General features: G+C 38.6%; 18 protein-coding genes and 1 tRNA gene. 7 read left to right on the forward strand and 12 right to left on the reverse strand.

The window, feature by feature from the left end; translation table 11 throughout:
* Positions 1–16 precede the first annotated feature (16 nt).
* The 5 genes from JM84_RS00475 to JM84_RS00495 form a co-directional block, all read right to left on the reverse strand.
* Positions 17–718, reverse strand: coding sequence for a c-type cytochrome (locus tag JM84_RS00475; protein WP_013751050.1), 702 nt, complete (start codon positions 716–718; stop codon positions 17–19).
* A 9-nt stretch (positions 719–727) separates the two neighbouring features.
* The gene (locus JM84_RS00480; RefSeq protein ID WP_013751049.1) at positions 728–1,258 is read right to left on the reverse strand and encodes a DUF3341 domain-containing protein; all 531 of its coding nucleotides are present in this window, start codon (positions 1,256–1,258) and stop codon (positions 728–730) included.
* 6 nt (positions 1,259–1,264) lie between these two features.
* Positions 1,265–3,028, reverse strand: coding sequence for an NrfD/PsrC family molybdoenzyme membrane anchor subunit (gene nrfD, locus JM84_RS00485; protein WP_083811793.1), 1,764 nt, complete (start codon positions 3,026–3,028; stop codon positions 1,265–1,267).
* A gap of 31 nt (positions 3,029–3,059) precedes the next feature.
* A complete protein-coding gene (locus JM84_RS00490; protein ID WP_144782271.1) occupies positions 3,060–6,131 on the reverse strand; it encodes a TAT-variant-translocated molybdopterin oxidoreductase in 3,072 nt (1,023 codons plus the stop codon).
* Positions 6,132–6,226: 95 nt separating this feature from the next.
* Positions 6,227–7,525 carry a c-type cytochrome gene (locus tag JM84_RS00495; protein ID WP_013751046.1) on the reverse strand — a complete coding sequence of 433 codons (1,299 nt, stop codon included), beginning with the start codon at positions 7,523–7,525 and terminating at the stop codon, positions 6,227–6,229.
* A gap of 221 nt (positions 7,526–7,746) precedes the next feature.
* Between JM84_RS00495 and JM84_RS00500 the strand changes: the two genes are divergently transcribed.
* On the forward strand, positions 7,747–8,142 hold the full coding sequence (locus JM84_RS00500) for an SPOR domain-containing protein (protein ID WP_013751045.1): 396 nt from the start codon (positions 7,747–7,749) through the stop codon (positions 8,140–8,142).
* A gap of 328 nt (positions 8,143–8,470) precedes the next feature.
* Here the strand turns inward: JM84_RS00500 and infB are convergent, their stop codons facing one another.
* The 3 genes from infB to rimP are packed head-to-tail and all read right to left on the reverse strand — an operon-like array spanning position 8,471 to position 13,051.
* A complete protein-coding gene (gene infB / locus JM84_RS00505; RefSeq protein ID WP_013751044.1) occupies positions 8,471–11,290 on the reverse strand; it encodes a translation initiation factor IF-2 in 2,820 nt (939 codons plus the stop codon).
* Positions 11,291–11,342: 52 nt separating this feature from the next.
* Positions 11,343–12,575, reverse strand: coding sequence for a transcription termination factor NusA (gene nusA / locus JM84_RS00510; RefSeq protein WP_013751043.1), 1,233 nt, complete (start codon positions 12,573–12,575; stop codon positions 11,343–11,345).
* Between the two features lie 11 nt (positions 12,576–12,586).
* The gene (gene rimP, locus JM84_RS00515; RefSeq protein WP_013751042.1) at positions 12,587–13,051 is read right to left on the reverse strand and encodes a ribosome assembly cofactor RimP; all 465 of its coding nucleotides are present in this window, start codon (positions 13,049–13,051) and stop codon (positions 12,587–12,589) included.
* Positions 13,052–13,265: 214 nt separating this feature from the next.
* Here rimP and JM84_RS00520 point away from each other — a divergent pair, with 214 nt between their 5' ends.
* From JM84_RS00520 to JM84_RS00530, 3 genes are all read left to right on the forward strand, one after another.
* Complete coding sequence (locus JM84_RS00520) at positions 13,266–14,099, forward strand: universal stress protein (RefSeq protein ID WP_013751041.1); 834 nt, start codon at positions 13,266–13,268, stop codon at positions 14,097–14,099.
* 279 nt (positions 14,100–14,378) lie between these two features.
* Positions 14,379–16,193, forward strand: coding sequence for an SLC13 family permease (locus tag JM84_RS00525; protein ID WP_013751040.1), 1,815 nt, complete (start codon positions 14,379–14,381; stop codon positions 16,191–16,193).
* 16 nt (positions 16,194–16,209) lie between these two features.
* Positions 16,210–17,103, forward strand: coding sequence for a mechanosensitive ion channel family protein (locus JM84_RS00530; RefSeq protein ID WP_013751039.1), 894 nt, complete (start codon positions 16,210–16,212; stop codon positions 17,101–17,103).
* Here JM84_RS00530 and JM84_RS00535 read toward each other — a convergent pair.
* From JM84_RS00535 to JM84_RS00545, 3 genes are all read right to left on the reverse strand, one after another.
* Entirely contained in the window at positions 17,100–17,600 is a 501-nt protein-coding gene (locus tag JM84_RS00535; protein WP_013751038.1) for a pyridoxamine 5'-phosphate oxidase family protein, read from the reverse strand. The two genes, JM84_RS00530 and JM84_RS00535, sit on opposite strands and share 4 nt — an antisense overlap.
* A 59-nt stretch (positions 17,601–17,659) precedes the next feature.
* Complete coding sequence (locus JM84_RS00540) at positions 17,660–17,911, reverse strand: Rho termination factor (RefSeq protein ID WP_144782273.1); 252 nt, start codon at positions 17,909–17,911, stop codon at positions 17,660–17,662.
* Between the two features lie 239 nt (positions 17,912–18,150).
* Positions 18,151–18,223: transfer RNA gene (locus JM84_RS00545), tRNA-Gln, on the reverse strand.
* Between the two features lie 250 nt (positions 18,224–18,473).
* Between JM84_RS00545 and JM84_RS00550 the strand changes: the two genes are divergently transcribed.
* From JM84_RS00550 to JM84_RS00560, 3 genes are read left to right on the forward strand one after another with little or no spacing between them, the layout of a single operon-like run.
* Positions 18,474–21,797, forward strand: coding sequence for a DUF2723 domain-containing protein (locus JM84_RS00550; RefSeq protein ID WP_013751036.1), 3,324 nt, complete (start codon positions 18,474–18,476; stop codon positions 21,795–21,797).
* A gap of 8 nt (positions 21,798–21,805) precedes the next feature.
* Positions 21,806–22,750, forward strand: coding sequence for a TerC/Alx family metal homeostasis membrane protein (locus tag JM84_RS00555; RefSeq protein WP_013751035.1), 945 nt, complete (start codon positions 21,806–21,808; stop codon positions 22,748–22,750).
* A complete protein-coding gene (locus tag JM84_RS00560; protein ID WP_013751034.1) occupies positions 22,751–23,416 on the forward strand; it encodes a polysaccharide deacetylase family protein in 666 nt (221 codons plus the stop codon).
* A 5-nt stretch (positions 23,417–23,421) separates the two neighbouring features.
* On the opposite strand, the gene JM84_RS00565 is transcribed toward JM84_RS00560, so the two are convergent.
* Positions 23,422–23,721 carry a thioredoxin family protein gene (locus JM84_RS00565; protein ID WP_013751033.1) on the reverse strand — a complete coding sequence of 100 codons (300 nt, stop codon included), beginning with the start codon at positions 23,719–23,721 and terminating at the stop codon, positions 23,422–23,424.
* Between the last annotated feature and the right edge of the window lie 55 nt (positions 23,722–23,776).

A 23,776-nucleotide genomic window follows, 5' to 3' on the forward strand; every position in this document is an offset into this window, starting at 1 on the left:
TCGGTTGTTCCGTTAATTAGTTTTGTTCGTTACCTTGAGCATTCATTGGCTCAGATTCTGGACCTGGAATAGCATCGACTGCGCCCTCGTTTAAATCAGTGTCAATCTTACCTTCAGTCATCTCCGAAATGATTTCGGAAGCAGTAAACTCTCTCTGCGGCTTACCATCTAGTGCATCTTTAAGCCCCATTACATAGTGATCAACCATCCAAAGCTCGTCTTCAGTCATTTGAGAAGCATAAGACCCCATAGAGTTAATACCATAGTACATTACGTGATATACACTGCCTTCAGTAATAGCTCTACCGGCATCGTTATAGGCAGGTACACCTAGTATTTTCTCGCGTTTCGCAAGATTACCCTTACCATCACCTTTTACACCGTGACAGATTGAACAGTAAATATTATACAGTTCGTTACCCTTTACATAATTGTCTTCTGTAAGTGGAAGCGGATTTTTCAAATCAGCTTTTGCGGAAGCTTTACCTTCTGGAGTATTTTCAAAATCATAAGGCATCCAACCTCTCATAACAGATCCTTCTGCAGGTTCAAGTGCTTCATAACCATCAGGAAAAACCTCATATTTACCATAAGTCTCGTAACCTACGGACTCATACATATTAGGCATATACTGATAGTTAGGTTTATTATCATCTTGGCAAGAGATAACACTTGCAAAGGCAATTAATAAAATAGCTATTTTAGATATATTCTTCATTGCGTTGGCTTATGCTTCGTTTGCAATTAAATTAATTTCTACAGCTCCAGTTGTAACTAAAAAGTTTGCGAGCTCCTCTCCATCCTTACCAGTTGCGTCTATTTCCATAAGGAAATGATCATCTGTTGTACGTACATCTGGATTTTCAGCCTTCTTAAATGGCCACAATCTACTTCTTAAGTAGAAAGTTATAACCATCAAGTGAGCAGCAAAAAACACTGTAAGTTCAAACATGATAGGCACAAAAGCAGGCATGTTTTCTATGTAACTAAAAGAAGGTTTACCACCAATATTCTGCGGCCAATCTTCAATCATTATGAAGTTCATCATTAATGTCGCCACTGTAATACCAACACATCCATAAAGAAATGCTGTAATTGCAAGACGAGTAGGGGCAAGACCCATGGCCTTGTCAAGTCCGTGTACAGGGAAAGGGGTAAATATATCATTAATATGAAGATGCTTCTTCTTTACCTCTTTAACAGCATTCATAAGAATGTCGTCATCTGTATATATTGCGTGTATAACTGTAGATGCCATACTTAATTATTTAAGATTGTTAGCTTGACCAGCCCAGTCATCGCGCTCTGCACGACCAGGAAATGATCCAGTTAGATTATCAAGTAACGAATACTCACTAGATGTCATTCTACTTACCTGCTCGTACGTGTAAATGCCTAGAACATTAAGTTTCTCTTCCATCTTTGGACCAATGCCGTTAATAACCTTTAGATCATCTGCTTTTTGTGTTGCAGCGTCAAATGATCCCAAGCGATCGGTTAACGATACAGCACCATGATTATCCTCAGCTATTATAGTTTCCCCTTCAGAGACCTCCTGAGGTTTTGCAATATATGCACCATCAAGATTAATTTTTACAGGCCCACCAGATGTACGAGGATCTGCTCCTGTACCTACTAATGATTGTCCTGACTCACGTAATTTCTTGTAACGCTCTCCAGAAGACTTCATGATTGTTTTTACTTCTGCTTGTGCAATCACCGGGAATGTACGGGCATATAATAAGAACAATACAAAGAAGAAACCTATAGTACCTATAAAGATACCTATATCTACAAATGTAGGTGAGAACATTGTCCATGATGAAGGTAAATAATCACGGTGAAGTGAAGTTACAATAATCACGAAACGCTCAAACCACATTCCTATATTTACTACAATAGAAATAATAAAAGAAAACATTATTGATCTTCTCAACTTAGGAAACCACATAAACTGTGGAGAAAACACATTACATGTCATCATTGCCCAATAAGACCATGCATAAGGACCAGTAGCCCTGTTTAAGAATGCATACTGCTCATATTCTACACCAGAATACCAAGCCATAAACAACTCTGTAATATAAGCAACACCTACTATAGAACCCGTAATCATAATTACGATGTTCATAAGCTCAATATGTTGAACAGTAATGTAAGCTTCAAGACTTACAACTTTACGCATTATAATAAGAAGTGTATTTACCATGGCAAACCCTGAGAAAACCGCTCCTGCAACAAAGTAAGGAGGGAAAATCGTGGTGTGCCACCCAGGTATTACCGATGTCGCAAAGTCAAAAGATACAATCGTGTGTACCGAAAGTACTAATGGTGTTGCTAGACCTGCAAGTACCAAAGACACTTCTTCAAAACGCTGCCAATCTTTTGCTCTACCAGACCAACCAAAGGCAAGTAGACTATAAATCTTCTTTTGGAAAGGCTTTACAGCTCTATCACGTATCATCGCAAAATCAGGAAGCAATCCAGTCCACCAAAACACCAGTGATACAGAAAGATATGTAGAAATTGCAAATACATCCCATAGTAGCGGTGAGTTAAAGTTTACCCATAGAGAACCAAATTGATTAGGTATAGGAAGTACCCAATACGCTAGCCATGGACGGCCCATGTGGATAATAGGAAATAAACCAGCTTGAACTACAGAGAAGATAGTCATCGCCTCTGCCGAGCGGTTAATTGCCATACGCCACTTCTGACGGAATAATAATAGTACCGCAGATATCAATGTTCCTGCGTGCCCGATTCCTACCCACCATACAAAGTTGGTAATATCCCAAGCCCATCCTACGGTTTTGTTTAGACCCCAACTACCAATACCGTTTGTTACAGTATAGATAATACAGCCTATTCCCCATAAGAAAGCAACAAGTGCGATAGAGAATACGATCCACCATGATTTATTAGCTCGTCCTTCAACAGGAGCGACTATATCTAAAGTTACATCGTGATAAGTTTTATCTCCGGTAACTAGTGGTCTTCGTATAGGTGCTTCGTAATGCGCCATAATCCTATATAATTAGTCTTTAGATTAGTTGTTTTTATGCTTCTTCTGTATTACGTACCATTGTCTGGTAAAATACATTAGGTTTTGTTCCTACATGCTCAAGCAAGTGATACATACGATCATCTGTTCTAAGCGTTTCAATTTCACTTTCCTTATCGTTTATATCTCCAAAGGCAAGAGCTCCACTTGTACAAGCGTTAGAGCAAGCTGTAGCAAACTCTCCGTCTTTTACTTTACGTCCATCACGCTTTGCATCAAGAATAGTCTTCTGTGTCATTTGAATACACATAGAACATTTCTCCATAACTCCTCGTGAACGAACTGTTACGTCTGGGTTAATTACCATACGACCAAGGTCGTTATTCATGTGGTAATCAAACTCATCATTCCCGTTATATAGGAACCAGTTAAAACGACGTACTTTATATGGACAGTTATTTGCACAATATCTAGTACCTACACAACGGTTGTACGTCATATGGTTTTGACCTTGCTTACCGTGTGCAGATGCTGCAACTGGACAAACTGTTTCACATGGTGCGTGGTTACAGTGCTGGCACATGATAGGCTGGAAAGCGACCTGCGGGTTTGCCGCTGGATCTTCTAGCTCACCAAATCCTCCAAGAGAACCTTTATCCCCACCTAAACCACTAAAATCGTTTTTCTTAGTATCATCAAGCTCAAACGTCTCCTCAGAAGAGTAATATCTATCAATACGTAACCAGTGCATATCGCGACTACGACGTATTTCTGACTTACCTACAACAGGAACATTATTCTCTGCATGACAAGCAATAACACAAGCACCACAACCAGTACACGCATTCAGGTCAATAGCAAGATTGAAGTGGTGCCCAATAGAACGATCAAATTCATCCCAAAGGTCAACTTCTGGTGAAGTTACTTCATATTCTATATGACCTTTACTCACTTCTGGCATTACATTCCAAGAGTGCTTATCTTTTGTATTGAAGATTTCGAGCGTAGTTTCTTTTACAATATCACCACGACCCATCAATGTGTTATGAAGTTGCACAGATGCAAATTCATGAACACCACCTACTTTTTCAATAGATACCTTTTGAGTTGTCTGGAAGTTCTGCATTAACGGAAATGCATTTACACCCGTTTGCATCTCCTCTTGAATTCCATTTTTACGACCATATCCTACTGCAAGACCCACAGACCCTTTAGCCTGACCTGGCTGAATCATTACAGGAACATTCTCTAAGGTAACACCGTTAACAGTAACATTTGCATAATGACCGTTAAGACCACCGTTTGCATTGTGTCGTGCTTCTGTAAAGAATGTACTTCTATCAAACCACAATCCTTTCTCTTTGGCATCTGCCTCAGACATTGTCAAGTAGTTATCCCAAGTACAACGTGTTAACGGATCAGGCATTTCTTGCAACCAAGGGTTGTTTGCCTGTGTACCGTCACCCATTGATGTCATTGTGTATAACGTCAATTCAAAATCACCAGTACCTTCTTGTAATGCGCTAGATAATCCAGCATCTGAAGTAATCGATGTGTTTGAAGGTGTAACCGCTTTCGCGAAAGCGTTAGTTTCAACAACACCAGCTTGAACAGACTTATTGAAAGGAAGTCCAGCCGAAGTCATGGTATCCTTGAGATACTCGTAATATGTTTTATCCTCACCCATCCAAGTCAACAAACTTTGTTGAAATTGACGAGTATTGAAAATTTCTTTTATCGTAGGTTGCTGAAGGCTTACCTCTCCCATTTTAATCTGCACATCCCCCCAAGATTCTAGGTAATGTGGCACAGGAGCTATATGTGTAGACAAAGCTGCAGTCTCGTCTGCTCTTATAGAACAAGCAACTGAAACATCTACCTTCTTAAGCCCTTCTGTAAATTCTGAAGCATTAGGTAAACTATATGCTGGGTTTACACCCGCCATAATAAGAGTTCCTACTTGCCCAGCATTCATATCTTTTACAAGCTGCATCATCTTGCGCGCATCTCCAGAGCGAGTCATCTTAGGCTTAGCAGTGTCCATAACAGACTTACCAGCATTAAAATCTAGCGCTATTTTCTGAGTTGCCACATCCTGAACTCCTGTTATAAGAAGTCCGCTATCTCCAGCCGCAAGTAATGCCTTACGAGCTTGAGCAACTTTTGTCATTATTCCTTCTGGCAAACCAGATACAGAACCACCAGCAAGAGCTTGTACTATTAATTTTTGTTGTGATGGCGTAGATGGTACACGTACATCTGCATTTGCACCAGAAAGAGACATGTTCGCCTCAAACTGGAAATGCTTAGACATCTTTCCATTTTTTGGAACACGCTTCTTACCGTAAGCAGAATCATATCCACCACCATTCCAATCTCCAACAAAGTCTGCACCTACAGCAACTATAACATCTGCTTTAGCAAAGTCATAATCCGGTAATGCACGGAAACCGTATTTCATTTCAAAAGCATCCAAAGCAAATTGCTCCCCAGCAGCATCGTACGCTACGTGCGATACATTAGGAAACTTAGCTTTAAACTCTTCTATAAGTTTATCTGTAGAGGGACTTGCAAATGTTTGCGTAAGCAACACCGCTTTCTTTCCTCCTTGAAGTGCGCCTATAACACCCTTATCTATATCTGACCAAGAAACTTCTTCACCAGCAGCAGTAGGGAATTGTGCACGATTAGTATCATACATTCCTAATACAGATGCATGAACACGAGCATTTGCTCCAAAACCACCTTTAGCTAAATCGTTATTCTCAATCTTGATAGGGCGACCTTCACGTGTCTTTACAAGAACACTTGCAAAGTCAAAACCATCTGCAATTGTTGTTGCATAATAGTCTGCCACACCAGGAACAATTTGCTCTGGCTGCACTACGTAAGGAACAGATTTAACAACAGGACCTTCACAAGCTGCGAGGGAAGCTGCGGCAGTAGAGAAACCTACATACTTCAAGAAATCACGACGTGTAGTTTCTGAAGCCTCAAGCGTTTCCTTATCACCTAAAAATTCATCTGTCGGAATTTCTTGTACAAACTCATTCTGTCTTAGCGCCTCGATAGATGAGTCTCCTTGGAGCTCATCGACACTTTTCCAGTATTTCTTGTTTGATGACATATACTTAATTTATTAATTGTGATCTTCTTTAGATCGATAATTCGTTTCGGTTAACATACACATCTTATAATGATGTGACTGGCACTCGCATTATACTAGTAGTGACACTTACCACATTCTAGACCACCCATTTGAGCAGCAGTTACTTTCTCAACACCATACTTCTTTGCAAGTTGCTCGTGAATCTCTGTGTAATACTCATTACCTTCAATCTTCACGTTTGTTTCTCGGTGACAATTAATACACCATCCCATTGTAAGAGGAGCATGTTGATACATAACTTCCATCTCCTCTACAGGACCGTGACATTTCTGACACTCAATGCCTGCAACACTTACGTGCTGAGAGTGATTAAAGTATGCAAAGTCTGGAAGGTTATGAATACGAACCCACTCTACAGCTTGAGTTTCCCCAGTGTAAGATTGTGTTGACTCATCCCAACCTACAGCTTTGTAAAGCTTTTGAATTTCTTTATCGTAAAACTCTTTAGAGTAATCCTCAGTAACAGATGTAAACTCAGACTCAGGTCCCGCAACTTCTGCGATAGACTTATGACAGTTCATACAGATGTTTAATGAAGGTATCCCTGAGTGCTTGGAGACACGTGCAGATGAGTGACAATATTTACACTCGATTGCATTTTCACCTGCGTGAATTCTGTGTGAATAATGGATAGGCTGCACCGGCATATAACCTTGATCAACTCCTATTTGAGACATCCATCCATATGCAAAATATGCACTACCTAACAAAAGGAAGACTACAGAAACAAGCACTAAGAATTGATTTTCAACAAATGCTTTCCAGATAGGCTTGCGCTTTTCCCTCTCAGCAACTTCAATACCTTGAGCTGAGGCAAACTTATTAAGCGTATTATTTACCAAAAATAGCACTGCAATAAGAAGCAACAGCACAAATCCAAGAATCGCAAGGATTAAGTTATTTGAAACGCCACCACCTTGATTACCATCCGCACCTCCTACTACAGCAGTTGGAGCTGGAGCTTCAGGTTTTGGCGTATCCGTATAAGCGAGTATGTTATCTATATCTGCATTAGACAAGGCAGGAAAAGAGTTCATCACTTTATTACCGTTTTCCTCATACACTTTTACCGCAAGTGCATCTCCAGACTTTATAAGACCCTGACTATTTTTAATCCACTTGTACAACCACTCACGGTCATACTTCTCAGAAACCTGATGAAGTAATGGACCCGTCATAGGCTTATACAGTTTATGACAAGCAGCACAATTTGCTTTGAATAAAGCTTCACCAGCCTTAGCATCAGCAACAGGAGCGTCTTGCGCAAAAAGAGAACTTGAAAGTGTAAGAATCACAACCACGGCTAGGGTAAGGACTCTTGTGAATGAATTTTGGCGTTTAACCTGTATCATATTAATATTGAATTAGCTTCAAAAAGATGGCACGATTTTTAGACAAATAATGTTGTTAAGAGCCTGTTAATCTCGCACGCAAAATGGTTAGCAAAAATACTACACAAACGGCATTTTCAAAGACACCTTACAAGGGTTCTTATTAATTTATAATAGTTCTAAATAATAATTTTAATTTGTTTAAGTTTTAAACTTTTACCTTTACAAAAAATATAACAACTATGAACGGCATTACGTTTAAAAACATACAATTAACACTAGCCGCCGCTGTGTTTTCATTCGCTTTCGCGAAAGCACAAACCGCACAATCTACTATAAATCAAGATGAAAGAATCACAGAACTTCTTGATTTAAAAAGCAGTCTTGAAAAAGAAGGTAAGTTAACAGATAGATATAAAATACAACTCTATTCTGGAAGCTTAAATACTGCAAGCTCAACATTAAAAAAATACAGAAATCGTGTAGGGACGTGGTCTTCGTCTATAAAGCACGAAACCCCTAACTATAAAGTATGGATAGGAAGTTTTAGAAACAGACGCGAGGCAGACAGAGCTCTTATGGAAATTAAGAAAGACTTTCCAAGCGCTTTCATCTTCAAACCAGATGGTCGCGACTAATCAATCACGACACCAATTACACATCCTTATCAACACAACTGTTTTTAAGGGTTTTTTTATGCTTAGTTTAGAAAACATAGTTCTCTCCAGCAAAACACATTAGAAGGTGCTCATAAAGCCCTAATCGCATCAACCACAACTTCACTAACAGAGCTCAACCTGAGCCTTACCAAACCTACTATTGCAATCAAACAACTACGCTTAATTGAGATAACGACAGACATCACAAGCAACATTATAATTAGCCTGTAACACTTTCGCGAAAGCGCATAAAAAAATCGCTTAAGATTACTCCTAAGCGATTTATATAATTAAGTATTCTGTAATTCTATTTAAGCTTCTTCTTTACAGCTACTTCTTGGAATGCTTCGATTACATCGTCAATTTTAATATCGTTGTAATTCTTAATCTGCATACCACAGTCATATCCTTTTGATACTTCCTTAACGTCATCCTTAAATCGTTTTAAGGCCGCAAGAGTACCAGTATAAACCACTACACTATCACGGATAAGACGGATGTTTGAATTTCTAAAGATCTTACCGTTCATAACCATACAACCTGCGATTGTACCCACTTTAGATATCTTGAATGTCTCACGGATCTCTGCAGTACCAGTTATCTCTTCTCTCATCTCTGGAGAAAGCATACCTTCCATTGCATCTTTAAGATCGTTTATCGCGTCATAGATAATTGAGTATGTACGGATATCGATTTCTTCCTTATCTGCAACTTGTCTAGCATTTCCAGCTGGTCGAACATTAAACCCAATGATTATTGCATCTGATGCAGAAGCTAGAAGCACATCACTTTCCGTTATAGCACCAACACCTTTGTGAATAATATTTACAGCGATTTCCTCTGTAGATAATTTCTGGAAACTATCTGTAAGAGCCTCAACTGATCCATCTACATCCCCTTTAAGGATAATATTAAGCTCCTTAAAGTCTCCTAATGCGATACGACGACCTATTTCATCAAGTGTAATATGACGTTGTGTACGCACGTTTTGCTCACGCTGTAATTGCGTACGCTTTGTTGCAATATCTTTTGCTTCACGCTCATCTGACATCACAACAAACTTGTCACCAGCTTGAGGAGCTCCATCAAGTCCTAACACTGAAACCGGAGTAGATGGACCCGCTTTTTTAATTTTCTTACCGCGCTCATCATGCATTGCCTTCACCTTTCCAGATGTTGTACCGGCTAATACATAATCACCTACCGCAAGCGTACCCGCCTGCACAAGAATAGTAGATACATAGCCACGTCCTTTGTCAAGGAAAGCTTCAACTACAGTTCCATTTGCATTTCTATTAGGGTTTGCCTTAAGCTCAAGTAGCTCTGCTTCAAGTAATACTTTTTCAAGTAATTCCTTAACTCCAGTTCCTTTCTTTGCAGAAATTTCTTGCGATTGTATTTTACCTCCCCAATCTTCTACTAGAAGATTCATTTGAGCAAGTCCTTCTTTTATTTTCTCTGGATTTGCTGCTGGCAAATCTATCTTGTTAATTGCAAAAACGATAGGCACTCCCGCTGCTTGTGCGTGAGAGATTGCCTCTTTAGTTTGTGGCATTATACTATCATCTGCTGCAACTACGATTACTGCAATATCAGTAACCTGGGCACCACGTGCACGCATTGCCGTAAAGGCTTCGTGACCTGGAGTATCTAAGAATGCTACCTTTTTACCATTTTCAAGTTGTACACCGTAAGCACCAATGTGCTGTGTGATTCCTCCACTCTCACCTGCAATAACGTTTTCTTCACGTATGTAATCAAGTAAAGATGTTTTACCATGATCTACGTGACCCATTACAGTTACAATAGGAGCTCTTTCAACAAGATCTTCTGGCAAGTCAACTACCTCTTCGATAGAATCCTCGATGTCTGCATTTACAAATTCTACTGTATATCCAAACTCATCTGCAACAATAGAAATCGTTTCTGCATCAAGACGCTGGTTCATTGTCACCATCATACCAAGTGACATACACGCTGATATAATTTGAGTAACACCTACATCCATCATAGTAGCAACCTCACTTACCGTAACAAATTCTGTTACTTTAAGGATTTTACTTTCTATATCCTGCTGTGCCTGATCATCTTCTGTCTTCTGACGGTGTTGATCACGCTTATCACGACGATATTTTGCTCCTTTTCCTTTGCTTGACTTTCCTTGAAGTTTTTCAAGAGTCTCACGAATTTGCTTTTGTACTTCTTCTTCAGTAGGCTCTGCTTTGACAACACGACCTCTACCTTTACCAGCGTTATTTCCGCCTCGAGAATTATTACCCCCACGCGTATTATTTCCTCCAGGTTTTGAACCACCTGTAGTAGTTCCTGGCTTTGTAATACGGCGACGACGTTTTTTCTTATCGTCGGAAGCAGATGATTTTTTCTCAGGTTTTTTAAACTTAGAAAGATCAATCTTCTGCCCTGTAAAGTTAGGACCGTTAAGTTTTTTATAATCCGTCTTGAGAACTTCGTCCCCTAAACGCACTTCTTTTTCCTCTTTCTTAGCTTTAGAATCCGCAGGTTTTGCTTCTTCCTTTTTAGCTACTGAAGCTTCCTTTTTCTCTGGCGCTTTAGCTTTGATTTCAGATTTAACCTCTTCCTTCTTTGCTTCGACCACAGGAGCTGGAGTTTCTTTCACATCTACCTTTGGAGTAGCCGCGTCTTCAGTCTTCACCTCTTTTACAGGCTTAACCTCTTCCACTGGCTTCACATCTTCTACAGCTTCTTTTTTAGCTTCCTTACGGTCTGCTATATTTCCTGCTGGTTTACTAAGATCGATTTTACCCACTTGCTTTGGTCCGCTAAGCTGTGCTTTAGCCTTAACAACCTCTTGCTTTTTAGGCGCCTCGGCTTTTGCCTCAGCTTTTGCTTCGATCTCAACTTCTCGAGCGGCGCGCAGTGCCTCCTTCTCTTTCTCTTTTGCTTCGGCAACTTCCTTAGAAGCTACTTTCTTATTGGCATCCGTTTGAAATTCCCCCGAAAGCACCTCGTAAACCTCCGTAGTGATTTTCGTAGTCGGACGCGCCTCTATCTCGATACCTTTGGTTCCTAGGAACTCAACGGCACGATCAAGAGAAATGTTCATTTCTCGTAATACCTTGTTTAATCGCATTGTTGCTGCTGCCATAAACTGCTCTAAATTTTATTCTTAACCTACTTACTTCCGCTTGTAGGGTACTCTATTCTTCAAATTCTGCCTTAAGGATTCTCATCACATCAAGAACTGTTTCTTCTTCTAAATCTGTACGACGTACTAGATCTTCTGCATCTTGCTCTAATACGCTTCTTGCGGTATCAAGACCAATTTTCGCGAAAGCTTCAATCACCCACGCTTCTATCTCATCTGAAAATTCTGTAAGCTCAACGTCTTCCTCTACCCCTTCTCTGTAAACGTCAATCTCATATCCAGTAAGCTGTCCGGCCAAACGAATGTTATGACCACCGCGACCTATAGCCTTACTAACCTCTTCAGGTTTAAGAACTGCTTGTGCGGTTTTATTTTCCTCATTAATCTTAATACTTGTAATACGCGCAGGGCTTAAAGCTCTAGTAATATACAAGTTAAGGTTTGTTGTGTAATTTATCACATCAATATTCTCATTTCCTAACTCACGTACAATACCGTGAATACGAGAACCCTTCATACCTACACAGGCTCCTACTGGATCAATACGATCATCATAAGAGTCTACTGCTACTTTTGCCTTCTCCCCTGGTATACGCACAACATTCTTGACAGTAATTAAACCATCAAAAACTTCTGGTATTTCAGACTCAAATAATTTTTCTAAGAACAATGGGGATGTACGAGACATAACAATTGAAGGCTTATTACCCTTCAACTCTACGCTCTCAATTACTCCACGTACATTTTCTCCTTTACGGAAAAAATCTGAAGGAATCTGACGATCTTTTGGCAAGATAATCTCGTTTCCATCATCATCAAGTAAAATGATCGCTCTATGTCTTATATGATGCACCTCTGCAGTATACAACTCACCTTCAAGCTCTTTAAACTGCTTGTAAATGTTAGTATTATCATGCTCGTGAATCTTGCTAATTAAATTTTGACGCAATGCCAAAATAGAACGTCGACCTAAGTCAAAAAGCTTTACCTCCTCAGAAACATCTTCTCCTACTTCAAAATCTTCCTCAATCTTGCGAGCATCAGTTAATGAAATCTCTTCATTATCATCTTCAACCTCACCATCTGCCACAACCACACGGTTACGCCAGATCTCAAGATCTCCTTTATCAGGATTTATAATAATATCAAAGTTATCATCACTACCAAAACGTCTCTTTAACGTACTTCTGAACACCTCTTCTAAGATGGCCATTAAGGTTACACGATCTATTAATTTATCGTCCTTGAATTCTGAAAAAGAATCGATTAACGCTAAATTCTCCATATCAACATTTGTTAAAATTTAATCATCACTTTTGCTTGAACTATCTCATTGTAAGGGAATGTTTCTATCTTTTCGACAGTTACTTTTCCTTTACCTACAGGCTTAGGCTCTCTTGTTTTCCAAGTAAGCGTAATCTCTGCATCTGTCGCCTCGGTCATCAACCCTTCGATTTTCTCACCATCCTGCGTCTTCACTTCTAGGTGTCTACCTATATTCTTTTTGTACTGTCTCGGAATTTCCAAAGGGCTCGTTGCGCCAGCAGACATCACTTCTAGCGAGAAGTCTTCTTCCTCACGATCTAAGTTATGTTCTACCTTACGACTCACCGCCATGCAATCCTCAACTGTCACACCACTATCACCGTCTATAATGATTTTAACCTCGTTATTTCCTTGAATATCAAGACTAATCAAAAATAAACTTGGATTCTCATCCAGCGCTTCTTGTAGTAAATTGGTTACTTTTTCCTTCAACATATAAGCCTATAAAAAGAGGGGACCGCTGTCCCCTCTGTATTCACTTCGTCTTTCAACGGTGCAAATATACTACAAATTATCCGTTTTTAAAAGCCTAAAACCGTGAGTATTATTTTGTAAATTTAAGATGCCTTTCTTAATGAGTATTTACATCTGTACTACGGGACGACAGCGCGTCTATCTTGATATCCAGATTCACTAAATAATTATTAGCATGATTAAAAAAATACTTGTACCCACAGATTTTTCTGAACAGGCCGAAAATGCGCTAAGAGTTGCTGCAGATTTAGCAAAGAAACACAATGCGTCTATTAATTTACTGCACATGGTAGACCTCCCCATGACACTCGTAGATGCTGTTACCGGAAATCAAAGCGAACTTCCCGAGGCAATTTTCTTCATGAAACTTGCTCATCAAAGATTTGAATCTATGATGAGCGCACCTTTTCTTGATGGAGTAACTATAGAAGAAAGTGCAGAGTTTGACGGTGCATTTGAGGGAATTATGGATTATGTAGACAAATATCAATCAGACCTAATTGTCATGGGATCCCACGGAGATAGCGGTTTACATGAATTCTTTATTGGTTCGAATGCAGAGAAAGTAGTGCGTAATTCTAAAATTCCAGTACTTATTATTAAGAACAGACATGAGCATTTTGAAATTGAAAACTTTATTTATGCGCTTGACTTTCAAGCAGAGAATCACAATGCTTTTAAACAAGCTATCGCATTTGCCAAAATAAACAACGCACAACTTCACATGCTTTATGTAAATACACCTGGAGACTTTAGATCAACTCATGAGGTTGAAGAACAAATGAAAAAGTTCATGGATGTAGAAGGGCAAGTAGAAAATTGCACATTAAACATCTATAATGACAACACGATAGAAAGCGGTATCCTTCACTTTGCAGAGATGATTGACTCTGGACTCGTAGGTATCGCAACCCACGGCCGCAAAGGACTCGCTCATTTCTTAAATGGATCCTTGAGTGAAGGACTTGTAAATCACGCAAAACGACCCGTAATCACTTTTAGAATTTAAAATATAGTCTAGATCATAATTCATTACTGAATATTTGAGGGAATATTCACTCTTGATGTGCTCTAGATTTTTTATGCTTTCGCGAAAGCGTAACACCACACAATACACGCAAACCATTAGCTTACTTGTGATACTTAACACTCACTAACCAAAAGCAAATAACTACAATTAAAGAATATATAAATATTCTCACAAAATATACACAAAGTCATATCACATTAAGTCAATCCACTGTAGATTTATACTAGGAGATCAACAACATCTTCATTAAAATCAAATATGGAACTACCTATTCTTTTAGTGTTTCTAATAATTGGAGCCACTATAATACTCTTTGTTACAGAGTTTTTCCCAATTGATAAGATTGCACTGTTTGTAGTAGTCTCACTACTACTCCTAGGACTCACTACACCAGAAGAAGCAATAAGCGGCTTTTCTAACGCCGCAACTATAACCATTTTATCACTCATGATTCTAGCTGTAGGATTAGAAGAAAATGGGGTCATACAATGGCTTACAGATGGCATTAGAAAACTCAAACTCTTGCCACTTATACTTATCACGCCAGCATTTATGATTGTATCTGCAGGCATATCTGCATTTATAAGCACTACAGCAGTGGTGATTATCTTCATAAAGATTGTTTCTCAACTTGCAGAAAAGTATAACTTTTCATCTTCAAAACTCTTAATGCCTATTTCCTTTGCTGGAATTTTAGGAGGAAGCTGTACGCTTATGGGAACTTCTACTAACCTTATCGTAAACTCCCTCGCCAAGGAAGCTGGAGCAGAAAGCTTAGGCTTTTTTGAGTTTTCCTTTATAGGTCTAGCATTTGTTCTAGTAGGTGTAATTTTTATGACTATTGCCTCGCGCTTTTTACCGAAAGACAAAAGCAAAGACCTACAGGGTGATTACGGAATTGACAAGTATGTATTCTCAATTAAAGTAAAACCAGAAGCTTCCTTTATAGGAAAGAAGATTGCAGACATAGACTTCTTAACCAACCAAAATGGGCATATTCTAAAACTCATTAGAGACCGCCAAGTCATTAATGCGCCAGGAAAATACGTAACCATACAAGAAGACGACGAACTTATTCTGCTCTCAGAAATTTCTGAGATTACTGATCTATCAGCTACCAATGAAATAAGCTTTAATGAGAAACAGGAAGAAAACAACGCCAAAATTGACAACGAAGAACAACAACAATCAGAAAATAAAAAACTCACCTATGTAGAGTTACTTATACTTCCTGGGTCCGAAATGATAGGTAAAACCATTAAAAACCTAAGAAACATGTCGCTTCAGGGCGCATTTCCTATTGCTATTAACAAACGAAAGAACATAAGAAATACTCAAGAAAGATTACTGCGAAAAAATGTTGACAACATAAGAGTAAAACCTGGAGACCGTTTACTGGTAGAAACACAAACCACTGCCATATCTAGATTAAACAGCATACAAAACATCGCTATTTTAAATGAGCATGACTACAAAATAGGAAAGACCACACTACAAAAGAGCATTGCATTAATAATTCTGTTAGGCGTAATAGGCTTAGCGGCTTCTGGAGTTCTCTCTATTTTAGGAGCTTCCCTTACTGGAGTTGCCGCCATGCTCCTCACCAACTCAATTTCACTTGAAAATGTGTATCACAAAATAAACTGGCAAATTATATTTTTACTTGCAGGCATGATTCCTCTGGGAGTTGCTATGACTAACACTGGCGCAGATACATGGCTGTCAGAAAACCTACTCACGCTTCTAGACGGTCAAACACCTACCGTTGTCATCGCCTTGCTTTTTGGCTTCACCATGTTAATAAGTGGTACCATCTCAAATAACGCCACAGCTATAATTATGACTCCTATAGCGCTATCACTAGCTGCCGGATTAAGTCTTCCAGTAAAACCATTTATTCTAGCAGTTATGTTTGCTGCAAATTTTAGTTTTTTCACCCCTGTGGGTTACCAGACCAACACTCTCATTTACGGAACAGGTATCTATAAGTTCAAACATTTTTTAATTATAGGCGGTATGCTCTCCATTATCTTATGGATACTAGCAACATTCATTCTATCAACTATGTTATAATCTCACCTTAATAAATATGTATTTACAAGCAGAAAACACAGGTACGTTTACAAAACTCACACTAAAACTTGAAGGCTGGTGGGATGCCATTATTCTCAAACTACCTAATATCGCAATTGCAATACTGGTAATGGTGCTTTCATATTTTGTAGCAAGAGGTATTAGCAATCTCTTACGCAGAATCTTGAGAAAACAAATGCAAGATAAATCTATGCGCAGGATTATCTCAAAGATAGTTTACGGTATCATTCTTCTCTTTGGATTTTTCTTAGCGCTAGGAGTTCTAGAACTAGATAAAGCGCTTACCTCCATACTTGCGGGTGCTGGCGTAGTTGCGCTAGCAATTGGACTTGCACTGCAAAGCACATTATCAAATACTTTTTCTGGTATTATGCTTTCCTTCTTGCCTCGTATCAAAATAGGAGATTATGTAGAAACGAGTGAACATGGAGGATTTGTTCATGAAATAAGCTTGCGCAACCTTGTTCTTAGAAGACCCGACAACCACTATGTAATAATGCCTAACTCGAAGTTTATAGAAGAACCTTTTGTAAACTACTCTCTAGTAAAACGCGGCAGAATCACCGTGAGTTGTGGCGTAGCCTATGGATCAAACCTACACAAGGTAAAAGAACTAGTTACCAAAGCAATTACTGATAATTTCCCACTAGAACATGGAGAACGCATAGAGTTTTATTTTACAGAATTTGGAGATAGCAGTATCAATTTTATGACCAGATTTTGGATTGATTGCGTTAAAAAAAGTCAGATGTATGCTGCTCAAGATAAAGCCATACTTCTCATCAATGACTTATTTGCTCAAGAGGACATCAACATCCCTTTCCCTATAAGAACTCTAGACATTCCTCAAGCAACCATAAATGCACTTAATAATAAAGTTAGAGATTAAATCTCTAGCTTTCCTTCTTCATTCAAGTCTTGCTGCTCCCCTGTGAGTGCCGCAAAACCTAAAGACACTAGCGAGACAAGCGCACTCTCTTTAGTATCCCAATAATGTACATGGCTCGGTATAACTTCTAGAGCACATATGTTTGGGTCTTCTTTTCCGTCAAACCATGCATCATCTGTTTTTGCATAAAGCTCTTCTATTATCTTTTGATTAGTAGTAATATTTACAGTACCATACACACTTAAAAAACTCACACTTGTTGTATCTCCATAAATTAACTGTACTCTAGCGTCTTTTTCTAGGTGTTTGTTATGAGAACTATATCTATTACTTAAAAACCAGATAGAACCCCTATCATCTACTTTCTTTGTACTCATAGGCACAATATGAAGTGGTAGTTTTTCTAGACCTGTTGCCATCATTGCAAAATCAATAGACTCTGCGAGATCTCGTAGTTTTTCTATAGCCTCTTCGCTATATAAATTTTTGTGACTCAACCCCTGCTAGTTTTAATTGTTATTGTTTTTTATTCGCTTTCGCGAAAACGTGAAATAAATCAGCGATCTTCTCTCAGAGCTTTTATCAACTCTTCCTTATCCATCTTACTTCGACCATCTATTTCCAAATCCTTAGCTTGCTCATAAAGCTCCTTCTTAGAGCGCTCTTCATAAGGTTTTGAGGCGCCTCCCTTTTTACCAGCGTCTGACGTATTTGCAATACGTGCAGCTTTCTCCTTGCTCATTCCCTTACCCTTTAATGCTTCGTATTGCTCCTCATTCATAACCGATGGTCTGTCATTCTTATCCATGATAATTTATTTTTTATCTTAAAATTAATCTTTTAACTCACTAAAACAATTGGTTTTTAGAATAGTATAACTTTTTTAAGAGACTTTATGATTTTAAATATGAGATGGATTTTGGGGTACGAATACCAGTAAATATTAATACGCAGGTATAGTTGAGCGCACATTATTATATGGAAGAATATTATTGAAACCTTAAGCGCATAAAAAAAACCCGATCTAATTAAAGATCGGGTTTCTTGTTGGCCCACTAGGTTTCGAACCTAGACTCTTCTGCACCAAAAACAGACGTGTTGCCAGTTACACCATAGGCCACTATTTTGTGATAGCGAGTGCAAATTTAAACCAAAGTTTTAGAAATCCAAACATTATTTTAAAAAAATCTCATTTTTTTAAAATAAAAATTCTTCTTGAAGCACGCTATACAATACAAGCATTTGAATTTGAATTAAATATGGCATTCCGAGACAGAAAAAATTTTTTTAAGCCCAATAATTAATGACTCTATGACGTTACCACAAATCACACGTATTGCTTAACTTCGTCCCTTTACAAAATATACAATATGACCGACTTCAATTTTGCGAAGTATAATAAGATATTAGGCTGGACAGTATTTGCCATTGCCCTTATTGTTTACTCTCTTACTGTAGAGCCTACAGCGAGTTTCTGGGATGCTGGTGAGTACATTTCTACCTCCTCAAAACTAGAAATAGGTCACCCACCTGGAGCACCCCTATATCAAATTTTAGGAGCTTTTGTTTCTATTTTTGCACCAGATGCAACCTACATAGCACTTGCTGTAAATTATCTTTCGTGCCTCACAAGTGCGTTTACCATACTTTTCATGTTTTGGTCGCTCACTTTATTGATCACGAGATCGCTTACTATTAACGCAGAACTTATTACAAAAACAAAGCAACAAGCAATTCTTGCTAGTGCTGCCATAGGTGCGCTTGCATTTGCTTTTACAGATAGCTTTTGGTTTAATGCCGTAGAAGCAGAGGTATATGCCCCAGCAGCAGTGGTACTCTCTCTTTTATTCTATCTTGGGTTATTATGGGAACGTGACATGCATGAACCTAGAGGTAATCGCTGGCTCATATTGATATCTTTTATTGTAGGTCTATCCTTTGGTATTCACTTTATGGGATTACTTACCATCCCGGCAATTGGCTTACTCTATTTCTTCAAGAACACAGAAAAAGTAACTGCCAAAAATCTCATCATAGCACTGGTTATCGTTGTAGCCATCTTGATGTTTATTTTTAAGCTACTATTACCTTATACATTATCATTATTTGGGTACTTAGAAGTATTCTTCGTAAACTCTATGGGACTACCTTTTAATAGTGGTACCATTATAGCAGGCTTACTTCTTGTAGGGTTATTTGTTTACGGATTTAAGCTTTCGCGAAAGCGTAACAAACCACTCCTTAACACCATGCTACTTTGCATGCTTTACATCTTTATAGGTTTTTCTAGCTGGATGATGTTGCCTATACGTGCAAATGCTGGTACAACTATTAATGAGAACAATCCGTCAAATGCTCGATCATTACTTGCTTATTACAACCGTGAGCAATATGCCGAAACAAAACTCTTTTATGGACCTCAATTTACCTCAGACTATTCTGGGCTAGATCCAGATACACCATATCTCGACAAACCGAAGTTATACGAGAAAGACGAAGCTCTTGGAAAATATGTAGTGGTAAATGAGTGGCGTAATGCAAAGCAAAATCTTGATGATGCGCATAATGCTATCTTACCAAGAATGTGGAGCCCAGAAAATAATGCAAATTACATGCAGTATACGGGTCCTTTAAAATTCAGTATCAAGTATGATCCTGATATGCCAGAGGAAGATCGCCAGTATCTTCAAGATGTTGTAACGCAGTTCAAGATAGATTACAGAGACGGAAAGGTAAATTATGAAGGTTATGATGCCTTTTTAAAGAGCCAGATAGGAAGTTACCTAGATGTAGAAAAACCATCCTTTGGAGCAAACATGAATTACATGTTTAGCTTCCAGTTTGGGTATATGTACTGGCGTTACTTCATGTGGAACTTTGTAGGAAGACAGAACGACATACAAGGTAAAGGCGATGACTTTAACGGAAATTGGATTTCTGGAATAGGCTTTATTGACAGTATGTTCTTAGGACCACAAGACAACCTACCGTCTGATGTTGCCGATAATAAAGCTCGCAACACCTATTTCTTCCTTCCCCTATTACTTGGATTATTAGGCCTACTTTTTCACGCAAGTAAAGACTGGAAACGTTTTGCAGTATTACTAGTCTTCTTCTTATTTACAGGTCTTGCATTAAAGGTATATCTAAATGAACGTGCTTTTGAACCTCGTGAGCGTGATTATGCGCTAGTGGGATCCTTCTATGTCTTTGCGATGTGGATAGGCTTTGGAGTGTATGCGCTATTTGATATTGTAAAAGATTTTATAAAACCTAAAATAGCAATGCCTATTGTGGCTGTTATATGTTTACTAGCTGCTCCTGTATTGCTTGCCTCACAAAACTGGGATGACCATGATCGCTCAGGAAGGAAAACGGCTCTTGCCATGGCAAAGAAGTATCTAGACTCTGTAGATGAGAATGCCATTATATTTACAATAGGTGACAACGATACGTTTGCTCTTTGGTATGCTCAAGAAATTGAAGGATATCGTACTGATGTGCGTATTGTAAATACTAGTTTGATTAATACAGATTGGTACTACGACCAGATGAAGAGAGCGGCATACAAGAGTCCACCGGTACCTAGCTCGCTTACACACGACAAGTATGCGGCAGACAATAGAGAAGCCCTGTTTTATCAAGAAACCAAAGACTCTATTATTCCTATCTCGCAATGGATGAGTTTTGTTGCTAGTGATGATCCTAGAACAAAGGTAGAATATGCAAAAGGACAGTTTTTTAACACCTTCCCTAGTAAAAAGGTGCGCATTCCAGTAAATAAGGAAACCGTACTCAAGAACAAGATTGTCCCTATGGATGATGCAGATAGCATTGTACCATACATAGACATTGAACTTAAAGGGAATGTTCTTTACAAAAATAGGCTGCTTATGCTAGACATTATTGCTAGCAATAACTGGGAACGACCTATTTACTTTACTGGAGGAAGCTTTGGTGATGATGACTACTTATGGATGAAGGACTACCTGCAACTGGATGGCGTAGCTTATAAGCTTATCCCAATAAGAACTCCTATCGATCCTCGTAATCCTTATGATATGGGTCGCGTAGATGCAGATAAGATGTATGACATCGTAAAGAAATGGTATTGGGGCAACAGCGGAAGCCCAGATATCTATCACGATCGTGAGACGCGCACTAATGCGATTACTTATAGAGGTAACATGGCACGTCTAGTGGAGCAACTTCTCGCAGAAAACAAGCCAGAAAAGGCTAAGAAAATCATGGATCTCGCGATGGAAAAAATGCCAGTAGACATCTTTGAGTTTTACACGCTTGTAGAACCATATATCACTGGATATTATGAGATAGGAGAAACGCAACGTGCTCAAGAAATATGGAAAGAAGTTGCTGCTAAGTATCAAGAGCAACTAACTTACTTTAGTAAGGTAGATGAAGAACTTCAATATAAATATTATGAAGATATCTTGACTAATATTGAGAAGTATAGAAGTCTTGTAGACCTTCTTATTATAAATGATGATAGAGAACTGTTTGAAAAAGAAGCAAAAGTCTTTGATAACTACATGCGCACGTTCCCATATTTAATGGGCGATGATGATGAAACAGAAGAAGTTCCTCAAGAATTACTTGAAACACTACCAGAACCATCTATAGAGATTCCAGCCCAAGATAGCGTAAGAGACGAAGTAATAACAGATTTAAACTAATCTCAACGATGCAGGAGAGTATTTTACCATGGGCCTTATTAATAGGCTATATAGTTATCCTACTGCTTATAGACTTTTTTGTGCTACACAAAAAAGGGACAACTATAAGCGTTAAAAAAGCTTCGTACGAGACTATCTTTTTTATCACAAACGCCCTTCTCTTTGGAGGGCTTATTTATTGGTTTTATAGCTCAGGGCTAGTAACAAATCCTTATGATTATTCTGGTACGAAAGCAGTAGTCACCTACTTAACAGGTTATCTGGTGGAACTATCGCTTAGTGTAGATAATCTTTTTGTTATTGCAGTAATCTTCACTTCTTTTAAGATACCAAGCCAGTTCCAGCATAGACTGTTGTTTTTAGGTATTTTAGGCGCCATCATATTTAGAGCATTACTTATCGGAGTAGGTATTACACTTATTAATAAAATACCTGGAATGCACTTCATTTTTGGAGGCATCCTACTCTTTACAGCATTCAAGATGCTTAAAGACGACCAAGAGCCTGTAAAAAATGAAGAGCCTAAAGGTCTTGCCAAGTGGTTTAAATTCTCAAAAATAATAGACGGAGATAATTGGGTAACTACAGTAGATGGAAAGCGCGTTTTTACAGCATTATTTGGAGCACTGGTTACCATAGAGCTTACAGATCTACTTTTTGCCTTAGATAGCATCCCTGCAATACTAGCCATTACAAAAGACCCATTTATCGTATACAGTTCAAATATATTTGCTATCATGGGCTTGAGATCACTCTATTTCTTTTTAGCGAACATGCTAGAGAGATTTAGGTATCTTAAGTATAGTGTTTTTGTAATACTTCTATTTGTCGCAGCCAAACTTATTGTAGGTCATTATTACCCATTCCCAGAATGGTTATCACTCGTTGTCATTTTTGTATGTCTAGGCGCAGGGGTTATATACTCTTTAAATAAAGATCAGACGCGACTATAGATGAGCTTTTTAAAACCATCTCGAGTACCTTCCATAGTTACCTGGTTGTATCCAAGTTGGTATTTGTGGAGCAAACCAAAAGGTAAGAAAACTATCTATCTCACTTTTGACGACGGACCTATTCCTGAGGTGACAGATTTTGTGTTGGATACGCTTTCGCGAAAGCGAGACAAACCCATTCACGCTACTTTTTTTTGCATAGGAGATAATGTGCGTAAGCACCCTGATGTGTTTAAAAGAATCCTTGCTGGAGGTCACTCCGTAGGGAATCACACCTACAATCACCTTCAGGGTTGGAAAACGGATAACGAGACGTATTTAACAAACACACAGCTCGCCGAACTTGAGATGAGCAAGCATATAGAAGGTAATCCTAATACATTATCAAGCCCCCTATTTAGACCACCATATGGAAAAGTAAAGCGTAAGCAGGCATCTGCATTGCGCAAGATGGGATATAAAATCGTAATGTATCGTATAGTTGCTTATGACTGGGAGTCAAGTATTACTCCAGAAGCATGTTTACGCAATGTAATTGATACTGCCCGGGATGGAGATATCATCGTTTTTCACGACAGTGTAAAAGCATTTAACAACTTGCAGTATGCACTTCCTAAAGTTATTGAGTATTTTGAAAATGCTGGATTTAGCTTTGGGAAATTATAGTGATATTATACTGAGTACTCTTCCATAATACCAATGATAGTATTTGCATCTAGCGCTCCGCTTTGACGCCATATCATCTCCCCGTTTTTATAAATAATTAGTGTAGGTAACGCTTTAATGCGCAATGCTTCGGCAAGCTTGTTATTCTTATCTACATCTATCTTAACCACTTTTCCTTTATCACCTATTGCGGCAGCTACTTCCCTAAGAATAGGATGCATTGCCATTGAATTTTCATTCCAGTCTGTATAAAAGTCTAACAGTATCGGAATATTTACGTCTATAAGTTCTCCAAATTTTGACATACCTATGGATTTTATTAATCAATTAAGGATTACGTGCTTAGTAAAGATAGCACTT

The sequence above is a fragment of the Dokdonia sp. Hel_I_63 genome (assembly GCF_007827285.1).
GTDB lineage: Bacteria > Bacteroidota > Bacteroidia > Flavobacteriales > Flavobacteriaceae > Dokdonia.